Genomic DNA, 19,314 nt, shown 5'->3' on the forward strand with positions numbered 1-19,314 from the left:
GACGCCCTCCAAAAAAATGTTTACCGCTTAAATTCGAGCTGTCAAAAACGCTCTGGATAGAGCCAAAAAAACTCATTACTTACCTTCACTCGTCACCGCATTAACCATCCGCCCGCGACATCAACGACTTGCCCAGTAATAAAGTCGCTTTCATTTGATGTGAGGAAACACGCCGCCTTGGCAACTTCAAGCGGTGTTCCCAGCCGGCGTAACGGCGTCTCATCGACAACGGCCTGATTGGCCAGCGCTGAAACTGTCTTGAGCAAGGGGGTTTCGATCCGCCCTGGCGCCAACGCATTGGCCGTGATTCCGAACGGCCCCAGCTCGCCGGCCAGGTGGCGGGTAAAACCAATGACCGCCGCCTTGGTCGCGCTGTAGTGAGCCGCGACAATCGGCAAAAATGCGCTGCCGGCCACTGATGACATGTTGACGATGCGCCCGAAGCCGCGCCCTACCATGCCGGGTGTCAGCACTCGGACGAGGTTAAAGGAACCATTGAGGTTGATATTGACCACCCGCAGCCACTCCTCGGGCGCCATTGTCCAGATCGGCGCAGGGGCGCCGTCGTGTTTGGGTGATATACCGGCGTTATTGATCAAGGTGTCGATGGGGCCCAACTCATGGATCAAGCGTTCACAGGCGTCAGCACATGCTTGATAATCCGCGACATCTGCCTGCGCCCAGCCGACCGCAAACCCTGCCTCACGCAGTAGCTCGGCCTGTTGCTGCACCTTCGCGGCGTCGGCATCGATCAGGGCGACAACCGCGCCTTCCTGGCAATACAACTCAGCGATCGCAGCACCAATGCCGCCACCGGCCCCAGTGACCAATACGACGCGCCCGGAGTGTCTGGAATTTGTCATAGCGTGTTCTCATCTTTGTTGCGCAGTAATAAGTGCACAGCACAGGTCGACTCGATCAGAGCCCCAGGTAGGCACGTTTGACATGAGGGTTATCGAGAAGCTCTTGGCCCGTGCCGCTCAGCACTACCTCGCCGTTTTCAAGTACGTAGCCTCGATGCGCGATACGCAGGGTATGGACGATGTTTTGCTCGACGATCAGCACGGTCGTGCCCAGCTCCAGGATCTTGTTGATGATCTCGAAAACCTGTGAGACCAGCAGCGGCGACAAGCCCAACGACGGCTCGTCGAACATCAATAGCTTGGGTTCGGCCATCAGGCCTCGAGCGATGGCGACCATCTGTTGCTCACCGCCCGAAAGCGTTCCAGCGTTCTGATCCAGGCGCTCACGAACCCGTGGAAAGAGATCCAGAACATCGTCGAGACGTTTTTTGTAACCCGCACGAGCGCTGCGTTTGTAGGCCCCCATCAACAGGTTGTCGCGCACGCTAATGAACGGAAACAACTGACGCCCTTCCGGTATCAACGTCAGGCCGGCATCGACAATCTGATCCGGACGATTGCCGTCAATGCGCTGCCCTTCGAATTCGATCGTGCCCTGGGAGGGGGTAACGATGCCGCACAGACTGCGCAAAGTCGTGGTTTTACCCGCACCGTTGGCTCCGACGATGGTCACCACTTCACCGGCATTGACCTCGAAAGAAACGCCACGAAGGATTTCAGTACCGCCATATCCGCTATGGATGTTATTGAGCTTAAGCATGGCTGTACTCCTTGCCGAGATAGGCTTCGATCACCTGTGGATCGCTGATGACATCCTTCGGCTCACCTTGCATGAGCAAAGCCCCGGAGCTGATTACGATGATGCGGTCCGACAGACTCATGGTTGCTTGCATCAGGTGTTCGATCATCAAGACGCTGACGCCGGAGTCGCGGACTCTGCGAATGACGGCGATCGCCTTGGCCACATCCGTTGGGTTGAGTCCGGCCATCACTTCGTCCAGCAACAAGATCCGCGGACGAGTCGCCAGGGCACGGGCCATTTCAAGCCGCTTCATACCGCCGACGGTGAGGTTGCGTGCCCGAGTATCCAGCAGGTTGGTGAGCTCGGTCAGTTCAGCGACTTGCTCCGCGACTGCCCTCGCCTCCTTCGCATCAGCCGTGTGCATGAATGCACCGAGCATGATGTTTTCGCAGACACTCAAATCAGCGAACGGTTGAACGATCTGGAAGGTGCGCCCGATACCGGCCTTGGCGAACTCGGCCGGGCTGTTCGGGGTAACCCACTCTCCACTGCGCAGGCGAACTTTGACCTGCCCCTTGGAGGGCACAAGGAAGCCGGAGAGCTGATTGAAGACCGTGGTTTTACCCGCGCCATTCGGGCCGATTACACCGACGATTTCGCCTTCGGCCAAGCTCAGCGACACATCGTTGGTCGCATGCAGCCCGCCAAAGAATTTGTGCAGATTTTCAGCAACCAGAATGGGTTCGCCGCTCATTACCAATTGCGGTTCAGGCGCCGTGGATTCAACTGCCCTGTCAACGGTAGCAAGTGGCCGGCGTCCACCGGGCAGCGCGTCGATCCAGCCGAACACGCGCGCGCCAAATCGCCCCACCACACCCTGCGGAATCGTCAGCACGACCACCACCAGTACAATGCCGTAGACCAGGCCGTGAACTCCGCTGCCCATGTCGCCAAGCCAGCCGCGCGCAAGCTCCGCCAATGGCAACACCAACAACGTCCCGATCAAGGGCCCCGAAACAGTGCCCAGGCCGCCGATCAGCGCGAACATCGCTATCTGAATCGACATCTCCAGCGAGAACATTGAGCCGGGCTCGATGAAGGTCAGATACATCGCGTGGAAACTGCCCACCAGGCTGGTGAGGAATGCCGATAAGACGACCGCAATCAATTTGACTTTGACCGAGTTCACACCCACCGCATGCGCCGCATCTTCACGCTCGCGAACTGCAATCAGGTAATAACCCAAGCGTGAGTTCTTGATCTTCCAGGACACCGCCAAAGTGATGATGAGAAACCCAAAAGCGATCAGCAGATAGGGCCAGCGCGGGCGAAACAACATCCACTCGACGCCCAACTTAAGCGGTACGCCCAAGCCAGCGGCACCACCGGTCACGTCATGTTGATTGATGGCCATCAGCCGCACGACTTCCAGTACCGCTATCGTCGCCAAGGCAAAAAACGGCCCGCGCAATCTGAAGCAAGGCCAACTGATCAACACCGCTACCATGGACGACAGGGCCGCGCCCACAAACATCCCGATCCACGGACTGATGCCGAGATTTATCATCAGCAGCGTGGTGGTATAAGCCCCAACACCATAAAACACCGCATGGCCCAGCGAGAGCTGACCAGCAAAACCTCCGACAATGTTCCAGGCGCTCGCGAGCGCTGCATAACTGCAAATCAGGATGAACAGGTGGTAAACGAAAGGAGAACCAGCCGTGAGCGGAATGACCAATAGCAATGCCAGAACCAACACGCTGACATAGACACGCGGATGCAGAATATTCATGACCATTCTCCTTATTCAGAGCCGCGACCGGCGCCAAACAGGCCTGTCGGACGGAACACCAGGATGCCCAGGAAGATCGAAAAATAAACGACCTCCTTCAGGTCTGGAGCGATGTAGTAACCCGCAAGGCTGTCGACGATTCCGATCAGCATCGAGCCCACGAGGGCCCCTGAAAGACTTCCAAGGCCGCCGAGTACAACGATCACAAATGCGGTCAGGACAAAGAACGTGCCTACCGTAGGGAAAACCGGGTATTGAGGTGCGATAAGGCCAGATGCGACGCCCAGGCAGGCGCAGCCCAAACCGAATGCGAATATGTAGATTTTCTTTATGTTGACGCCCATCAACTGCGCCGCGTTGCGATGCTGCGCAGTGGCCCGAACGGCTCGACCCAGGAAGGTGTTTTGCAAAAACCAGTGAAGGCCCGCGACCAGGGCGAGTGACATTGCGAAGGTGATCAACTGACCACTGCTTACGCGAAATGCGCCCATGGTGACGGTACTGGTGCCAAAGCTAATGTTCTGCACAGTCATGACGTCGGCACCGAAGATCAACAGCGCGCCGTTCATGAGGGCAATCGAGACGCCCACGGTCGCGAAAATCTGGATGTGCCCTTCGGCGCTGAGCAACGGCTGAATGATGAACCGTTGCATGGCAGCGCCCGCGGCAAACAGAATGATCGTGGTGGGAATGATCGCCACATAGGGATGAATGCCAAAATGAGCGTTCATCAAATACACCGCGTACAGACCTATCATCAAAAACTCGCCGTGGGCGAAGTTGACCACCCTGACGATGCCGAAGATAAGGGTCAGGCCTATGCTGATAATGGCTAACGTGCCACCGAGCAATAAGCCGTTCAGAAGCAGCTGGATGAAAATTTCCATGGTTTGCGCCCTCTTTTCGAGCGAGCGAATCCGTGAAGCTCAATGATCAAGCTTCAACAGGATTACAGGCTTCAGGGTTGATCGGAAAAGCGAGCTTTTGCTACAGCCGAAGCTTCGGGGTAGACGGTTTTCAACAGTCCGTTCTGCCACTGCATGATCGCGGTGTTGGCGCGTTGGTTCTGGCCATTCTCACCGAACCTGGCGCCGATGCCTGCGGCCGTTCCACCGACTGGAATATCCACGCTCGCAACCGATGCACGGATCGCGTCGGCCTCCAGCGACGCGCTTTTTTCCATGGCATCAAGGAAGACTTTCGCACCGACATAGTTAATCAGGCTGTGGCCTGAGCGCGGTTCGCTGCCGAAACGGTCTTTGTAGGCTTTAGCGAAGGCGTTGATACCTGGAGCGCCCTTTTCATTGGTTTGAAATTGAGGAAAATCCACGTCCAGAACACTTTCCATGTTTTCAGCGCCGACGACCTTTACGGTGTCCTGCATGGAATATCCACCACCGGCACCAATCACCGCTCTGGGTTTGAAACCGGCCTCTCGGATCTGGCGGAAAAACAATGTCGTGTCGTTTTGGTAACTGGTCTGCAGTACCACGTCCGCTTGCGCACCTTTCAAGCGAAGAATCAGCGACGAAAGGTCCACGGCTTTGGCCGAATAAGGAAGCACCTCGACCACGTTCAGCCCTTGCTCCTGTGCCAGTTGCTTTTGGAAACCGGCGATGGTCGTACCGTACAACGCATCCTCATGGATGATGGCGATCTTGAGTTGCTTGGGGTCGACCTTCAGCGAAGGCCCCACGATTTGCGTAATCGCGGTGATAGTCCCTTCAGCGAAATTCCTGGCGGTTGGGTTGCTACGCATGACGTATTTGAGGTCTCGCTCGGTGATGTTGTCGGAGACCGCACCGAGCTCGAAATACGGCACCCCGGCCATTTCCGTAACCTGCGTGGCAGCAAATGACAGGGCTGAGGAATAGCTGCCGAACACGGCAGTAACATTTTCAACTGACGTCAGCTTACGGGCGGCACCTACAGCCTGGCCTGCGTCAACCGCATCGGCTTTGAGCAGTTTGATCTGCTCACCTTTCAAGCCTCCGGCAGCGTTACGCTCCGCGACCGCTATTTCGAGGCCACGATAGCTCTCATCCCCTAGCAGAGCCAAAGAACCGCTGAGGGGATAAAGGGCACCCATTTTGATGTCCGCGTAAACGGCAATCGGGGTCGTCAGGGAAAGCACAACGCAGGCGGTTTTAACCCGGTTTTTTGTACTCATTGTTGTTATCTCCTGGTTTGGCGCCAGCGCACTTGGGCACCATTTGAACCGCTTCATATCTTTTAAACGACGCTCATGAAAGCCTTCGTGCACGTGGATATGAAAGGTTCTGTTTTAAATTTGTTATTAACCAAGCTCATTTATGAAGCGCTTCATTTTTATTTCAAAAAATTGAGCAGTGTCAAGTGCTCAGTTAGGATTGCCGATCTGAAAACGCTTCAAGTTTTCGTGGCCCACGGGCATGAAAAAACCTGAAGCGCCCGCGACATGCAGGCGCTCCAAAAATAGGACTGATAGAGACAGTATGTGCTCGTGAAAGCATCCGGACTTAAACGCTGTGAACGAAAAATGTTGCCCTCATACGCGTGGGTTTAAATAGAACTCAATGATCGCGGGAAGAACCTGCTCGGGCGCTTCCAAGGTCGGGCTATGCCCAATCTGGCTGAGCCGGATCAATTTCGAATTCGGCAATTCTCGCTTCATTTCATCGGACCACGCTGGAGGTCGCGGCATGTCCTCCTCACCGTTGATGATCAACACCGGAATATTGATCGATGACAACAGAGCGACACAGCTTTCACGATGCATAACCCCTTTCATCGCAGGGCGCAGCGTTTTTGGCAAAGCTTCAATCCGATCGCGCCAGTACGCCAACAGCGCCTGCTTTTCAGGGTTATTGCGCGTGGTCTTGCCGAACATTACTTCCATGGTCATGTCGAGAATTTCGCCCGTGAAACCTTGCTCACCCGCATCGACAACCCATTGCGCGAACCGCGCTCCTTGCTCCGGTGGCTCACCGCAGGCTGATGACCCAGCCACCACCAGGGAACGAAACAGATCCTGTCGTTTGGCGATTAGCCGGAAGGCTACATCGCCGCCCATCGACTGAGCCATGACATTGATTGCCTTGAGTTGCATCACTTCAATCAACGCGGCCATGTCGTCAGCACACTGATCCATGGTGATGATGTCGATATCATCCAGTGCGCTTTTGCCCTGCCCCCGGAAATCTGGCCGTATGACCCGAAACTTTCCGGCTGCAGCCTGCACCAGGCCGTCAAACATAGTCCCGTCGAGAAAGCAGGAGTGAAGACAAAGAACGACTGGAAGATGGGTCTCACCTGTATCTTCGACCCAAAGCGTCGTGCCATTGACCTGAATATTTTTACCTTGCAAATTGGCGTCCGGCAGCATGTTGATTCTCCTCAAAGACAAGCTTACTAATGAGCGAACAAGGCAGTGCGTGCACTACTGCTCATTGATTTTTTATTAGGTGAGGGGGCTACTTATCGTCGCAGCCACCCTGGTTATCTTTGGACGTCGAGCGTGTCAGCCAGCATTTCCAAGCCCTGCTTCATGCAGGAAGCTTCGGACGGTGTCACAGAACTCAAGAGGGTTCTCAGTCATTGGGTAGTGACCCGTGCCTGCAAGCACTGCAATCTTGCTGCCGGGAATTCTTGAAGCCGTTTCTTCGACTTTTTCCTGGTAGACCAACCAATCAGCATCACCGCGGAGCAGCATCACCGGCGCCTTGATTTTGCCCACCTGGGAGCGTTGGTCAAAATTGGCGTAGCCTGTCAGGTCGCCGCGCATGACTTGCGGCGTCGTGCGGGAAATCTGCCAAACAACTTCTTGAGCGCGGTCGGGTGGAGTCCGATAGCCAGTCATCGAGCGCGACCATGCACCAATGATTTGCGTACCATTCATCAGCAGCATGTCGAGAAAGAAATCCGAAACTGTCGGCGTGTAATCCGCACCTTCGGCTGAAATGATCGCGCTGTAGGCGTCGGGTTTACGGGCACCCAGTTCCAACACAAGGTTACCCCCCATGGAACATCCGATGATCGCCGGACGTTCCAGACCCAGGGCCTGCATCAACCGCTCGTTGAACTCGGCGTGGTGTGTCAGGCTATGGAACGGGCCGGAAGCCGGGAGCTCCGACTTTGAATGTCCGGGTGCATCGATTGCAATCACCCGAAACTCATCGGAAAGGCCGTCAAGTACATGGCGATACATGAGCGAGTCCTGGGACGCGGCATGGAAGCAGACGATGGGATGGCCTTGCCCAGCCTCCTCGTAATACACGCGGATGCCATCAACAGTAATGTAGTGCCCTGTGGTTTCCTTGCCCGACGGTTTGGGGCCGGGGGACCAGGAAACGGTGCTTTCTACTTTTGCCTTGCCTACACGCTTCATGGCATCAAATGCCCGGGCCATTACATCTACGTACTGCCAGGCAGCGACAACATTCCCTTCTAGCTCAAGCTTGCCCAATCCTGGCGAGAGGGCCTCGAACCAATCGATCTTGCCTTCCAGAACGCGCTGCCACTCTTCATCCGGACCGGATACCACGATGTCTGCGCCCAACGGGCTACCTTCAGGAAAAACGGCTACCACCTTGCCGCAGAGAACCGCCAGAGTGGAAAAACCGCTGTCGTGCTTAAACTGGATTCGACCATCGAAATAGCGCGCAGCAGCTGTCCAGTCAGCATCGCTGTTGAGCTCTTCGGCAAATTGATTCAACCACTGACTGTCTTTGATGAGTGACATTGTAATTTCTCCTGACATTGGACATCCCACGAGGGATTTTTTATAGATTGCAGGCGTGACGTATTGAGTTTGTTCGACGATCTCAGCTCGCCATGTTGCAAGACGCTTTGGAAACCAACGCTTTGTCGTGCTTGAGGAACCACCCCGTGGTTTCGCGAGTGAAGAAGGCTGTAACCAGCGCAGCAACGATCATCAGCCCGGAAATGAAATACAGGGCGTAGTTGTAGCCGGACACTTGATCGAATCCACCACCAGCGCCAATGAACATGCCGATTACGAAGGGACCGAAGCCGCCTGCGTAAATACCCACGTTAACAATGGAGCCCGCGATGCCGGTGGTGCCAGGCTTGGCTGAGTCAAAGGCAATCGCATACAGCAGCGTGTAAGGCGCGTTCATCGCAAACCCGGCAAACAGTTGGATGCAGATCAGCCAGGTCAGGCTCACTGACGAGAACTTGAAAAGGTACATACCGATTGCCAGCCAGGCGAACACGACGATCAGGCACAACTTGCGACCCAGCCGATCCGAGATCCATCCCCAGGCTATTTGCCCGAGCCCTCCGGTGATGGTGAACAGCACCGAATAGGCTGCCGCCTCGGCGAAGTTGTAATGGGCCACGAACGCCAGGTATTGCGGCAACCAGAAACTGATCCCGAAATAACCGACGATAGCGAGCATCGAGACCAGCGCGATGGTGCTGATATTCGGATTGCGGATTGCGGAGCGAAAAGCACCTTCGGGAGCAACGACAGTCCCTTGCGCTGCGCTCAGTGCCGGAACGGTTTCACCTGCATCACGCACATGATCAACGAAGGACTCGTAGCGCTTTTTGGTGCAGAACCACCAATAGATGGAGAAGATGATGATCATCGGTACTGGGAACAGCAGGAAAGCCAGGCGCCAGTTTTCCGGACCGTAGGCGTTCAGCAACGCACTGATCGCCAAGCCTCCAATCAGCGTACCCCATGGATAGCCCGTGTGATGCAGACCCAATGCAAAACCGCGCCGCTCGCGAGACCACCACTCGGACAAGGAGGTGACTTCGATAGCTTCACCGGCGCCACCGAAGGCGTGGGAAATCACCTGCAAGGCCACGAGCATGCCCAGCGATGCAGTCAGGAAATTCAAGCCAGTCAAAAAGGTGAACAGCGTGTAGGCAATTACGATCGGCAGGTGACGATACTTGCGCATCCAGCCCTGCCCACCTTTATCCGCCCAGATCATGCAAGGCACGGCGATCAAGGACGTTGCGATGGTGATGAACGCCGCGAGCAGCCCCGTCAGTTCTGCACTGGTTTTGAATTCGCTCGTGATCGACGGCAACACCATGAAGAACATCTGACGTGAGTTAGCGTCCATGGCATAGACCAGCCAGAGCAAGGCCATTGCTCCCCATGAGGCAGCTCCAGCGCCTTTGGAAACCTGTGTGAACGACGCAACGGCACCAACTTTTTCTTGAGCGAGTCCCATAGGATTGTCTCCCGCTGAGTATTATTTTTATTGTCCCGACTGATGATCAGTGCAGAGCACGCGCATCCTCGGGTTTGCAGGTGGTTGCCGGACACTAAAAGCGTTGGAAACCACCGTGCCCAAGATTACGGCTCGACAAGATTTGATGGATATAGCTAGAAAAGCACACCTGCTTTGAATTTTCGGCACAGGTAGTGGGCGAACGAGATTTGCTTGATGAGGCCAGCGTGCCAATTGCGTCTGAGCACAGCTTAAGAGCCGCTCCGCGATCACAATTAGCTTTCGCAAAGCGCTTTACCGCACAGCCGAGAGGCATGTTGCGTCGCGTCGGCGAATGCCTCCAGTCACCATTCACGCTTATCTCCGGTCGCCACGTTGCCCCGGTACAGCTGCCGTTGCCCACTTCATTCGCCAACAAGTACGCAGCCGCACAGCTAATCATTCAAATTTGATTACTATCAATGATGGACGAGTGCAATCAGATAACACCGTCTTATTAATTAATAGTGGCCGCCCTATTCTTACGACCGAACGATAGTTCTCCCTTTATCTCCGTCAGAAGGCATCGCTGAGCCATGAAAACTCCTGCTTCACAATCATTGTTTCCCGCCAACCGCCGCATCTTTTGGGGTGTTCGGATATTTCTCGCTCTGGTGTTCGTCAGCGCTGGCATAGCCAAGTTGGCCGGCGTGCCGCAGATGGTCCAGGTTTTCGACGCAATCGGCGCCGGCCAATGGTTTCGCTACCTGACCGGTACGGTGGAAATCCTGGGCGCTGTACTGCTGGTCGTTCCGGCGACCGGTTTCGCAGGCGGCCTGTTGTTGCTCGCAACCATGCTGGGAGCGATTGCAACCCATCTGCTGTTGATTGGGGGGAACCCCATGCCAGCTCTTGTACTTGGCCTGCTTTCAGCCCTCGTTGTCTGGTGGTTGCGCCCGGTGCCGTTTACGCCTGTAACGCACTGACAATCCCTCCCGAACGCCTTGCACATCCAAATCGAGGACGCGCCATGAACGCGCAATCAAGCTTGAGCAGCATTCCCAGCCACGAACACAACTCGGCAACGCGCGCCATCATCCACCGTACACGCGGCAGCAAGCACGGGCCTGTCACACGCCTCATGAGCCCTGGCGACCTGGGCCAGTTGTTGAAGCCGTTTGTGTTTCTTGACCTCTTCAGCATGCAGCCGCAAGCCAAGCGTCATAGCTTCGGCATGCACCCGCACTCTGGCATTGCGACGCTGACCTTTATGATTGCCGGCGAAGTCGCCTATGAAGACACGACCGGCGAGAAAGGCGTTCTACCCGCTGGCGGCGTCGAATGGATGCGCGCTGGTAACGGGGTCTGGCACACCGGTTCCCCGATTGGAGAAGGGGCGATGCTGGGATTCCAGTTGTGGATTGCGCTGCCTCCGTCGGAAGAAAACGCGCCGGCACAAAGCGTCTACCTTGCCCCTTCGCAGATTGCGCAAGAAGGTCCCGCGTTCGTGCTGCTGGGACGTTACGGCACCGTGAAGAGCGCCATCCCTGCACCCGCAGACATGACCTACCTTGCCGTGCGCTTGAAAGACGGTGAGCGCTGGCGCTACACCCCTCCGGCCGGCCATACCGTGGCCTGGCTGGCAGTCAATCAGGGCCGACTTGAAGCAGACAGTGCTGTTAGCGCCGGGGAACTGGCGGTGTTTGAGGAGTCAACCCAAGCCATCGATTTCGTCGCACAGGGTGAGACCTCCTTTGTGCTCGGCTCAGCCGTAAAACACCCCCACGACCTGGTGACCGGCTACTACTCGGTGCATACCAATCAGCAGGCCCTTGATCAAGGCGAAGCGCAGATCAAGCGCATAGGTGAACAGCTTCGCCGCGACGGGCGACTGCTCTGACTTCGCTTGAATTCACGTCCTTTTTAGCCCGACATCTCGCTCTGCCTAGCCTCCGGGGTGCTGGCAGTTCTGACTTTTCAAAGCCCCTTTCGTGATCAGGAGTACGTTATCAGCGCGGATGATACGGCGAGCATTCAGATGGCGCAGCCGCTGGCACCGTGTTTTTCCAGATAGCGTTGCTGGTCTTCATCCGCCAATTGAAATTCACCCAGTGGCAATATGACGGTGGCCACCGGTTTGCTCAACTGCCCCGATGCATCCAGCCGCTGCTTGGCGACCAGCGCTAACCGGGCTTGCTGAGCCGAGCAGAAATACAATGCCGAACGGTATTTAACCCCGACATCCGCGCCCTGGCGGTCTACCGATGTCGGGTCATGCAGCGTCCAGAAATGCTCTATCAGGCGGCTGTAGGTAATCACCTTGGCATCGAAGTCGACTTGCACGACTTCGATCACCTCAGACTTACCTTTGGCTGACCGTGCAAAACCAACCCGAGTATCGAGCACGCCCGGCAATGTCCTGAATGACGCCTCAGCGCCCCAAAAACAGCCGGCACCAAAAGTCGCCTGCTCAACCAGTGTTTCCTGTTGAAGATCGCTCATGTTCCAGCGCCCCCACTGTCCGCCAACAAGTGCAGGTGCAACTGCGCGATGTGCTCTGGGCCGATGCCACAGCATCCTCCAACAATACTGGCGCCAGCCGCTACCCAGGATCTGGACCAACGCAAGTATGACTCGGGATCCAGATCGCTACGAATCTCCAGCAACGTACTATTGGCTTTGGCCTCTGTGCTGACGGGAGGAAATGCGTTGGCGTAAACCCCTAGCTCAATGCTCTGGTCGAGGCTATCAAGAACATCTCGGGCTTCGGCCAGTGCCGCTGCCATTACTTCCGGCTGACTGCAATTGAACAGCACGACTCTCGCACCCAACTCGGCCGCCACGCGTACCGCCTCGCCGACTGGCTCAGTGGAACGCAGTTGCGGTGACTCATTGACCTCATCCAGAAGCGTAAACGATACCCACAGCGGTTTGAGCTCTGCGCCCAGCGCCTCCGCTACCGCCCTGACTTCAGCCGTAGAACTCTGAGTTTCCGCTAACCAGACATCGACATGCGCCCGCAACCCAGCAATAAGCTCTCGATGGATCGTGACAGAACGTTGATGATCGAACAGGTCCGGCCGATAGGATCCGAGAGCCGGCGGTAACGAGCCGGCCACGGTCACCGGCTCGGCACTCTCAGACGCCGCCTGACGAGCGAGCCGCCCAGCCCGTTCAGCCAGCACTCGCCCCTTCGCGGCAAAGCGCTCTTCACCTATATGAAAAGGCACAACCGCGTAGCTGTTGGTGGTGATTATCCGGGCACCGGCATCCACGAACGCCCTATGAGCCCGAAGCACAAACTCGGGTGCCTCGATCAGTGCGAGAGCTGACCATTCAGGCTGACGAAACGGCGCCCCGATACGTTTCAGCTCGCGCCCCATACCGCCATCGAGTAAACGCAAAGAGACTTGACTCATTGGCTTGCACTCACTTTAGGCGCCGACGCGGACAGCCATTGATCAACCTTGGCGGTGTTCGCCTGAACCCACTCTTTGGCCGCGACGTCAGCCGGCAGTTTTTCCTTTTCGATCTTCAGGATCAGCTCATTGAGCTGCGCCGGGTCGATGGCGACATTCTTCAGGAACTCAGCAATTTTCGGGGCGCGTGTCTGCAAGGCTGCGGACGCCAGGACATGAACCTTGGCATCCGGGAAGGCACAGGTAATCTGACTTTTGCTCAGCCAGTCGGGATCGACCGTCGGGCTGATGAATTTCCAGCAGCCATCGACCTTGTAAAGCGGGTCACCTTTTTTGTTGTCCTGGGCGTAGCCGTCAAATGCGGGCTCTTCCAGGCGACGCAGGTCATAGGCCGAGAAGATCCAGTCCGGGGTGTAGGCATAAAACACCACGCCACGTTGCGCCTTGTAGGCCGAGGCCAGCTTGGCATAGGTCACCGAAGCTTCCGTGGACACCGACTCGAATTTATCGGCAAACCCGTAATCCTTGGCCTTGATCTGGCCAATGTAAGTCGACTCCCAGCCCGCCGGCCCCACCAGCAACTCAGCCTTGCCGCCGCCCAGTGGCTCAAACAGCTTGGCCACTTCGGGCTTTTTCAGGTCGTAGATGGATTTAACGCCGTATTTGTCCTGCAAATACCCGGGGATATAGAACCCTTGTTCGCCCGCATAAGGCTTGACGTTTGGCACCAGTGAACGGGGGCCACCCGTGACGTACCTGGCCCAGGCAGCCGACTGGTTGGGCAGCCAGATGTCGGTCAACACATCAACCGAGCCGTCGCCTTTCGCGGCGGCACTGAACAGCACCGCGACATCCCCGGCCAGGTACGATACATCGCCGTCCAGTCGGGTTTTGATCACCTCTGCGAGGATGTTCTGAATGGCGATTGCACCTGTCCAGTTCTGCTCGCCAATGACGATCTTGTCCTTGGCCAACACGGTTGCCGGGAGAATCAGGGAGGCCAGCAGCGCGGCTGCGCCCACAGTGCGCGATAAGTGTGTCTTCATGACAGGTCTCACGTTAGTTGTGCAGGTGATCTTGCTTGCGCAAGCTCGATTGAATGATTCGGTCAGGGATCAGCGCGCACAGGACAATCGCCACGCCGGCGAGCATACCCTCGCCACCCTTGATATTGCGCAGTGCTGTCATCACGTCATAACCCAGTCCGCCGGCGCCGATCAGCGCGGCCACAACCACCATCGACAGGCTCATGACGATCGTCTGGTTAATCCCCAGCAACAGCGAACGGCGAGCGAGCGGCAGCTGCACCTTGATCAGGGTTTGCCAAGGACTGGCGCCGTGCGCGACGGCAGCCTCGACAGCGTCCTTCGGTACTTCCTGAATACCCAACGAGGTCAAACGGATCATCGGCGCCAGCGCGAAAATCACCGTCGCGATCACGGCCGGGGTCTTGCCCACCGAGAAGAACGCCACGGCAGGAATCAGGTAGACAAAGGTTGGCAGCGTCTGCATGACATCCAGCAAAGGTGTGAGCAGCCGTCGTACCAGCGCCCGCTTCGCCAGCAGAATGCCGGTGGGCACACCGATGACCAGAGCAATCAGTACCGACGAACCGACCAGCGCCAGCGTAGCGATGGTTCGCTCCCAGAAGCCGAACAGGCCGATGTACAACAACGCCGCGCTGCTGGTCAGCGCCAACGCGACGCCAGCCGAACGCCAGGCCAGTAACACCAGCGCCAGCGCCGACACCGTCCAGGGCAGCCAGCCCAGCAGGTTTTCAATCCCTTCGATGACGGTGCGAACGGCAACGATCACGCCGATAAACGCCCCCTCGAACGTGACCTGAGACCAACCGATAAATTCGTCAATGCTCTGCGCTGCCAGCAGTAGCGCCTGGCGATTGGCCGGGAACTGCAGCACTGCATTCGTCGTGTCAGGCGTAATGACTCGCCAGACCACCAAGGCCTGACTGACCAGCAGTACCACCAAGGGCAGAACCCAACCCGATGCGTTTCGTCGCACGGGCGCGCGGCTCAGCGAGAGCGCAGTGAAGCGGCTGGCAGCGAACACGGCGACTGCCGCCAGCACCGCAAACAACGATGAACTGGCAATGCCTTGACCCAGGACGGCCAATGCCGCGAGTTCGCTGGCAAACGTAAGCCAGAACAATCCGCCCTTACCCCGCGCCGCCAGGGCCGCCGGCCCCAGCAAAAGAGCTTGCCACCCACGCAAGCCAGGGGAAGCGGACTGCTCACGCAGTTCACTTTCTGGAGCCTTGAAGCTAACGCTGTCCACGCTGTACAGAGGGGATGGTGTGGATGTGCAATCCCGAAAAAAGTCCGCGACTTCGGCGTCAGCGGGATGTTCAAGCAACTGTTCTGGAGTGCCCAACTGCACCAGACGGCCATGGCGCAGCACAGCTATTCGGTCTGCCAGGCGTATGGCTTCGGCCGGATCATGCGTGACTAGCAAGGTGCTGATGCCGCGCTCGCGGGCCAGTGCAAGGAAATGGCTTTGCAGATCTCGGCGGATGGTTGGGTCCAGAGCACTGAAAGGCTCGTCCATCAGCAGAATTTCAGGCTCCGTCACCAAGGCCCGTGCCAGGCCGACACGTTGCTGCATGCCGCCGGAGAGCTCATGCGGATAATGCTCACCCCAACCTTCCAGCCCTACCGCCTGCAACTGCAGGGAGGCTGCCGAGTGACGAATCGACTCACGTTCGCCGCGCAACTCCAATGGAAGCGCGACGTTTTCCAGCACTGTGCGGTGAGGTAACAAACCAAAATGCTGAAACACCATACCGATGCGTCGCGACCTCAAATCACGTAAAGCCTTGTGGCTCAACCCGCTGATCGCTTGACCTTCGATCAAGACTTCACCACTCGTGGGTTCGATCAAGCGGTTGATGTGACGCAACAACGTCGACTTGCCGCTTCCAGACGTCCCCATCAAGCACAAGACCTCGCCCCGACGCACCTTCAAGCTGACATTGCTCACTGCCGGTGGCGCAGAAGAACCTTTTTTTCGCAGATAAGCTTTGGTGACGTTTCGCAGCTCGAGGACCACATCATCCTCATTGGCTTGATCGTCGCAGGGTTGCGGAAGTCGTGGAGCAGACTCGGGCCGGGCAGTCGCAAAAGAGGATTGAATGATAGTCACAGGAGCTCCCGGCACACTTTCTAAGGTTTATAAAGCTAATAGATCTTAAAAAGTACAAACAAATATCTTTTTGGAATTAGCTTAAGCTGCTCCGTTCCGTCCCTTGGGTCAGACCTCGGTCCAATTGCCTGAATTTAAAATAACCAAAAAGAATTAATAAATAAAAAAACAGTATTTATAGTTATATGTCTATCCGGGTACTCTCAGTTCATCCCGTCATTTACCACCACAGTGAAGTGCCCCATGAATCCGACAGCCAACGTCATCGACTTCGCCAGCTACCGCAAACGCAAACAGGCTCAGCAACGGGCGCGGGCCATGTGGGAAATGTACGCACGCAATGCAGGTTTGCAGGCCGCTCAGTGGGTGCAAGCCGCTAAAGCCAGCGAGACGCGTCACGCGTGAATGCGCAAGAACCCTCGCGCTTTCTGGCGAGCGCCGACGAACCCGTGCTGAATTTGAACAACCTGGAACCGTTGGAAGAAGACCCGATCTGCGAACGGGTCGCACAGAACTTGCAACGCCTGCGGGGCAAGCGTCATCTTTCCCTTGACGCCCTGGCCCGGCAGTGTGGTGTGAGCCGGGCGATGCTGGCGCAGATCGAGTCCGGGCGCAGCGTGCCGTCCATCAAGGTGCTGTGCAAAATCGCCAAGGGCTTGAAGGTGTCGGTGGCCGCCTTTCTGGAGCATCGGGCCTTCGAAGGGGTGGCGGTGCTGGCGGCCAGCCAGAGCAAACGCCTGGTCAGTGCCAGCGGCGCCTTTGTCAGCCGCGCGCTGTTTCCGTTCGACGTGGCGCGCCAATCGGAGTTTTACGAACTGCGCCTGAGCCCGTTGGGAGTGGATCAGTCCGAAGGGCATGGCCCGGGCGTGCAGGAAAACCTGGTGGTGGCTCAGGGTGTGCTGGAGATCAGCGTCAACGACGAGCGCTACCTGCTCTCCACCGGCGACTCGATCCTGTTCTATGCGGACCAGCCCCACCGCTACCGCAACCCGGCCGACAGTGAGGCGGTGGCGTATCTAGTGGTGACTTACCCGGAACGCCTGGACTGAAAAGCAGACATTAAAAAGCCCGGCAGGGTTAACCCTGCCGGGCTTTTTAATGTCTGATGCCAAGGATCAGCAGGTGCAGCACATCAGCGGCATGCCATTGCAGCTCATCATCATCGGCATGCTGCAGTCGTTCATCATTTTCATCATCAGGGCGCAGCAGCTTTTCATCATGTCCATGTCCATGCCTGCCATCGGCATGATTTTGCACATCATGCAGTCATCCATCATGGTGCACTCCATCACGCACTTCATCGATGGCATCGGCATGCCCATCATCGGCATTGGCATCATCATGTTCATCATCGGCATGGCCATGCTCGCCGGGGACATGCACATCATGCTCATGTTGCCGCAATGCATCATCATCGGCATGCCGCAGTTCATCATCATCTGCATCATTTCGGCGCTGTTCTTGAACATCGCCATGTCCATGCCAGCGGCCGGCATCATCTTGCACATCATGCCATCGTCCATCATGTCGCAGGTCATGGTCGCCATCATCATCGGCATGCCCATCATCGGCATGTTGGTGTTCATTGGCATTTGCATCTGCATGGCGTTCATCATGGTGTTGTTCCCCGGAGGATTTGAGAGTTGGACGAAGCTGATGGAGGGGATTCTAAGGATTGGCGGATGGCCGGCAAGAGGGTGATCCAGCAGCAAAAACGGACGTCGGAGCCAGATTAATGAAGTACCAGGGGGAGTTACGACTGTTTTAGCAGCCGCTTAATTGCCATTGCAGATTTCTTTAAAGCCATCACGCCGTTTCATCGGCTTTGGATATGCAACTTAAATCTTTTTGCATAACTGAAAGAAATAAACGATCTAACCAGTATCGACTTGTTTTTCTTCTCCGCCGGGAGACGGACCATACGCCCCCCTATCATGTAAAAACTCGAGAGACTTCAACGTTTCTTACTTCGCCGTAATCACCGACAGCCTGGTAATCCCCGCCCGTTCGATCGAAGCCATCGCCCGCGCCACTTCGCCATAATTCACCCCGTTGTCGGCTTGCAATTGCACGCGCACGTCAGAGTTTTTCGCCTTGGCGGCCTGCAGGTTGAACTCGAGCAAATCAGGCTGGATTTCGTCTTTGTTGATGAACACCTTGCCCTTGTCGTCGATGCTCACCACCAGCGGATCTTTCTGCTCCACCGGCGCCACCGCTTCGGTCTTCGGCAGGTTGATCGCAATGGAGTTGGTCAGCAGCGGCGCGGTGACGATGAACACCACCAGCAGCACCAACATGACGTCCACCAGGGGTGTGACGTTGATCTCGCTGAGCACTTCATCGCTGTCTTGTGTGGAGAATGCCATTTCAGGAGGCCTCCTTTACTTTCTGACCGGCGACAGTGGCGCCGGACTTGCTCAATACCGGGTGCAACAGCACACGGAACGAATGCTTCTGCGCCAGGCTGTAGAAGTCATGGGCAAAGTCGTCGAGGTCGGCGGCAGTCAGTTTCAGGCGACGCAGAAAGTAGTTGTAAACCAGCACCGCCGGTACCGCGACAGCGATGCCGACACCCGTGGCGACAAGGGCAGCACCGATCGGCCCGGCCACGGTTTCCAGGCTCGCCGAGCCCGCCGCACTGATGCCTTTGAGCGCCGACATGATTCCCCACACAGTCCCGAACAGTCCGATAAAGGGCGACGTGCTGCCAATGCTGGCGAGGATGGCCAGGCCGCTTTCCAGCGAGCGCCGCTCACGCACGATCTGCTGACGCAAGGCGCGCTCGAGACGGTCCTGGTGGTTGATCGACTGACTGAGATCGGTGTTCTGGTTGTCGCTCACCTGAATCGCTGCATAACCGGCCAGTGCCACACGGGCTGCCGCTCCAGGCTGGTCATGGGATAGTTCGGCGGCCGAATCCAGGCTGGAAGCGGCCCAGAATTGTTTATGGAACTTGCGGTCTTGCGTCTTCAGGCGGGTGAACTGCAAACCCTTGAGCAAGACCAGGCCCCAGGTCGCGACGGAAAAGAGGATCAGCAGCCAGATGACGGCGTGTTCGATGGATTCGAAAGGGGATGCGATCAGGTTCATGGTCAGGCTCTCCAGCAAGGCATTGGATCGGTTGTAGCGATGCGCCTTGTGTCAGGTAGCCCGCGGTGTAATTCAGAAG

Annotated in this window: 19 protein-coding genes; 4 read left to right on the forward strand and 15 right to left on the reverse strand. The window is 56.8% G+C overall.

Going from position 1 to position 19,314, the window contains the following annotated elements:
• Positions 1 to 92 precede the first annotated feature (92 nt).
• The 8 genes from AC1D19_RS20405 to AC1D19_RS20440 all read right to left on the reverse strand — a co-directional run bounded on the left by AC1D19_RS20405 (position 93) and on the right by AC1D19_RS20440 (position 9,504).
• Positions 93 to 863 carry an SDR family oxidoreductase gene (locus AC1D19_RS20405; RefSeq protein ID WP_477764342.1) on the reverse strand — a complete coding sequence of 257 codons (771 nt, stop codon included), beginning with the start codon at positions 861 to 863 and terminating at the stop codon, positions 93 to 95.
• A 55-nt stretch (positions 864 to 918) separates the two neighbouring features.
• Positions 919 to 1,623 carry an ABC transporter ATP-binding protein gene (locus AC1D19_RS20410; RefSeq protein WP_477764343.1) on the reverse strand — a complete coding sequence of 235 codons (705 nt, stop codon included), beginning with the start codon at positions 1,621 to 1,623 and terminating at the stop codon, positions 919 to 921.
• Positions 1,616 to 3,397: a branched-chain amino acid ABC transporter ATP-binding protein/permease gene (locus tag AC1D19_RS20415; protein WP_477764344.1), complete on the reverse strand. Its 1,782-nt coding sequence runs from the start codon at positions 3,395 to 3,397 to the stop codon at positions 1,616 to 1,618. The genes AC1D19_RS20410 and AC1D19_RS20415 overlap by 8 nt, the downstream gene beginning before the upstream one ends.
• 11 nt (positions 3,398 to 3,408) lie before the next feature.
• The gene (locus AC1D19_RS20420) at positions 3,409 to 4,284 is read right to left on the reverse strand and encodes a branched-chain amino acid ABC transporter permease (RefSeq protein WP_477764345.1); all 876 of its coding nucleotides are present in this window, start codon (positions 4,282 to 4,284) and stop codon (positions 3,409 to 3,411) included.
• 71 nt (positions 4,285 to 4,355) lie between these two features.
• The gene (locus tag AC1D19_RS20425; RefSeq protein WP_477764346.1) at positions 4,356 to 5,567 is read right to left on the reverse strand and encodes an ABC transporter substrate-binding protein; all 1,212 of its coding nucleotides are present in this window, start codon (positions 5,565 to 5,567) and stop codon (positions 4,356 to 4,358) included.
• A gap of 357 nt (positions 5,568 to 5,924) precedes the next feature.
• A complete protein-coding gene (locus AC1D19_RS20430) occupies positions 5,925 to 6,761 on the reverse strand; it encodes an alpha/beta fold hydrolase (protein ID WP_477764347.1) in 837 nt (278 codons plus the stop codon).
• 135 nt (positions 6,762 to 6,896) lie between these two features.
• Entirely contained in the window at positions 6,897 to 8,117 is a 1,221-nt protein-coding gene (locus AC1D19_RS20435; protein ID WP_477764348.1) for an alpha/beta fold hydrolase, read from the reverse strand.
• 82 nt (positions 8,118 to 8,199) lie between these two features.
• Positions 8,200 to 9,504, reverse strand: coding sequence for an MFS transporter (locus AC1D19_RS20440; RefSeq protein WP_477764349.1), 1,305 nt, complete (start codon positions 9,502 to 9,504; stop codon positions 8,200 to 8,202).
• Positions 9,505 to 10,163: 659 nt separating this feature from the next.
• Between AC1D19_RS20440 and AC1D19_RS20445 the strand changes: the two genes are divergently transcribed.
• A complete protein-coding gene (locus tag AC1D19_RS20445; protein ID WP_477764350.1) occupies positions 10,164 to 10,553 on the forward strand; it encodes a DoxX family protein in 390 nt (129 codons plus the stop codon).
• Positions 10,554 to 10,597: 44 nt separating this feature from the next.
• On the forward strand, positions 10,598 to 11,467 hold the full coding sequence (locus AC1D19_RS20450; protein ID WP_477764351.1) for a pirin family protein: 870 nt from the start codon (positions 10,598 to 10,600) through the stop codon (positions 11,465 to 11,467).
• 134 nt (positions 11,468 to 11,601) lie between these two features.
• Here AC1D19_RS20450 and msrA read toward each other — a convergent pair whose 3' ends face one another.
• The 4 genes from msrA to AC1D19_RS20470 are packed head-to-tail and all read right to left on the reverse strand — an operon-like array spanning position 11,602 to position 15,935.
• On the reverse strand, positions 11,602 to 12,069 hold the full coding sequence (gene msrA / locus AC1D19_RS20455) for a peptide-methionine (S)-S-oxide reductase MsrA (protein ID WP_477764352.1): 468 nt from the start codon (positions 12,067 to 12,069) through the stop codon (positions 11,602 to 11,604).
• Positions 12,066 to 12,986 (reverse strand): homocysteine S-methyltransferase family protein, encoded by a 921-nt coding sequence (locus tag AC1D19_RS20460; protein WP_477764353.1) that lies wholly within the window; start codon positions 12,984 to 12,986, stop codon positions 12,066 to 12,068. Before AC1D19_RS20460 ends, msrA begins: the two co-directional genes overlap by 4 nt.
• Positions 12,983 to 14,032, reverse strand: a complete 1,050-nt coding sequence (locus tag AC1D19_RS20465; RefSeq protein WP_477764354.1) for an ABC transporter substrate-binding protein — start codon at positions 14,030 to 14,032, stop codon at positions 12,983 to 12,985. The genes AC1D19_RS20460 and AC1D19_RS20465 overlap by 4 nt, the downstream gene beginning before the upstream one ends.
• 13 nt (positions 14,033 to 14,045) lie before the next feature.
• Complete coding sequence (locus tag AC1D19_RS20470; protein ID WP_477764355.1) at positions 14,046 to 15,935, reverse strand: ATP-binding cassette domain-containing protein; 1,890 nt, start codon at positions 15,933 to 15,935, stop codon at positions 14,046 to 14,048.
• A gap of 453 nt (positions 15,936 to 16,388) precedes the next feature.
• Here AC1D19_RS20470 and AC1D19_RS20475 point away from each other — a divergent pair, with 453 nt between their 5' ends.
• Entirely contained in the window at positions 16,389 to 16,550 is a 162-nt protein-coding gene (locus tag AC1D19_RS20475; RefSeq protein ID WP_414873507.1) for a hypothetical protein, read from the forward strand.
• Positions 16,551 to 16,603: 53 nt separating this feature from the next.
• A complete protein-coding gene (locus AC1D19_RS20480; protein WP_477764420.1) occupies positions 16,604 to 17,194 on the forward strand; it encodes a helix-turn-helix domain-containing protein in 591 nt (196 codons plus the stop codon).
• A gap of 66 nt (positions 17,195 to 17,260) precedes the next feature.
• Here AC1D19_RS20480 and AC1D19_RS20485 read toward each other — a convergent pair whose 3' ends face one another.
• The 3 genes from AC1D19_RS20485 to AC1D19_RS20495 form a co-directional block, all read right to left on the reverse strand.
• Positions 17,261 to 17,761, reverse strand: coding sequence for a hypothetical protein (locus tag AC1D19_RS20485; protein ID WP_477764356.1), 501 nt, complete (start codon positions 17,759 to 17,761; stop codon positions 17,261 to 17,263).
• A gap of 348 nt (positions 17,762 to 18,109) precedes the next feature.
• Positions 18,110 to 18,511, reverse strand: a complete 402-nt coding sequence (locus AC1D19_RS20490) for an ExbD/TolR family protein (protein ID WP_477764357.1) — start codon at positions 18,509 to 18,511, stop codon at positions 18,110 to 18,112.
• A gap of 1 nt (position 18,512) precedes the next feature.
• A complete protein-coding gene (locus AC1D19_RS20495) occupies positions 18,513 to 19,235 on the reverse strand; it encodes a MotA/TolQ/ExbB proton channel family protein (RefSeq protein WP_477764358.1) in 723 nt (240 codons plus the stop codon).
• Positions 19,236 to 19,314: the final 79 nt, after the last annotated feature.

The sequence above is a fragment of the Pseudomonas sp. P1_C12 genome (genome assembly GCF_056406435.1).

Bases quoted from the DNA above. Each gene is read 5' to 3' on its own strand.
- AC1D19_RS20405 (WP_477764342.1), bottom strand. From the start codon at position 863: ATGACAAATTCCAGACACTCCGGGCGCGTCGTATTGGTCACTGGGGCC.
- AC1D19_RS20410 (WP_477764343.1), bottom strand. From the start codon at position 1,623: ATGCTTAAGCTCAATAACATCCATAGCGGATATGGCGGTACTGAAATC.
- AC1D19_RS20415 (WP_477764344.1), bottom strand. From the start codon at position 3,397: ATGAATATTCTGCATCCGCGTGTCTATGTCAGCGTGTTGGTTCTGGCA.
- AC1D19_RS20420 (WP_477764345.1), bottom strand. From the start codon at position 4,284: ATGGAAATTTTCATCCAGCTGCTTCTGAACGGCTTATTGCTCGGTGGC.
- AC1D19_RS20425 (WP_477764346.1), bottom strand. From the start codon at position 5,567: ATGAGTACAAAAAACCGGGTTAAAACCGCCTGCGTTGTGCTTTCCCTG.
- AC1D19_RS20430 (WP_477764347.1), bottom strand. From the start codon at position 6,761: ATGCTGCCGGACGCCAATTTGCAAGGTAAAAATATTCAGGTCAATGGC.
- AC1D19_RS20435 (WP_477764348.1), bottom strand. From the start codon at position 8,117: ATGTCACTCATCAAAGACAGTCAGTGGTTGAATCAATTTGCCGAAGAG.
- AC1D19_RS20440 (WP_477764349.1), bottom strand. From the start codon at position 9,504: ATGGCCTTGCTCTGGCTGGTCTATGCCATGGACGCTAACTCACGTCAG.
- AC1D19_RS20445 (WP_477764350.1), top strand. From the start codon at position 10,164: ATGAAAACTCCTGCTTCACAATCATTGTTTCCCGCCAACCGCCGCATC.
- AC1D19_RS20450 (WP_477764351.1), top strand. From the start codon at position 10,598: ATGAACGCGCAATCAAGCTTGAGCAGCATTCCCAGCCACGAACACAAC.
- msrA (WP_477764352.1), bottom strand. From the start codon at position 12,069: ATGAGCGATCTTCAACAGGAAACACTGGTTGAGCAGGCGACTTTTGGT.
- AC1D19_RS20460 (WP_477764353.1), bottom strand. From the start codon at position 12,986: ATGAGTCAAGTCTCTTTGCGTTTACTCGATGGCGGTATGGGGCGCGAG.
- AC1D19_RS20465 (WP_477764354.1), bottom strand. From the start codon at position 14,032: ATGAAGACACACTTATCGCGCACTGTGGGCGCAGCCGCGCTGCTGGCC.
- AC1D19_RS20470 (WP_477764355.1), bottom strand. From the start codon at position 15,935: ATGGGGACGTCTGGAAGCGGCAAGTCGACGTTGTTGCGTCACATCAAC.
- AC1D19_RS20475 (WP_414873507.1), top strand. From the start codon at position 16,389: ATGAATCCGACAGCCAACGTCATCGACTTCGCCAGCTACCGCAAACGC.
- AC1D19_RS20485 (WP_477764356.1), bottom strand. From the start codon at position 17,761: ATGATGAACGCCATGCAGATGCAAATGCCAATGAACACCAACATGCCG.
- AC1D19_RS20490 (WP_477764357.1), bottom strand. From the start codon at position 18,511: ATGGCATTCTCCACACAAGACAGCGATGAAGTGCTCAGCGAGATCAAC.
- AC1D19_RS20495 (WP_477764358.1), bottom strand. From the start codon at position 19,235: ATGAACCTGATCGCATCCCCTTTCGAATCCATCGAACACGCCGTCATC.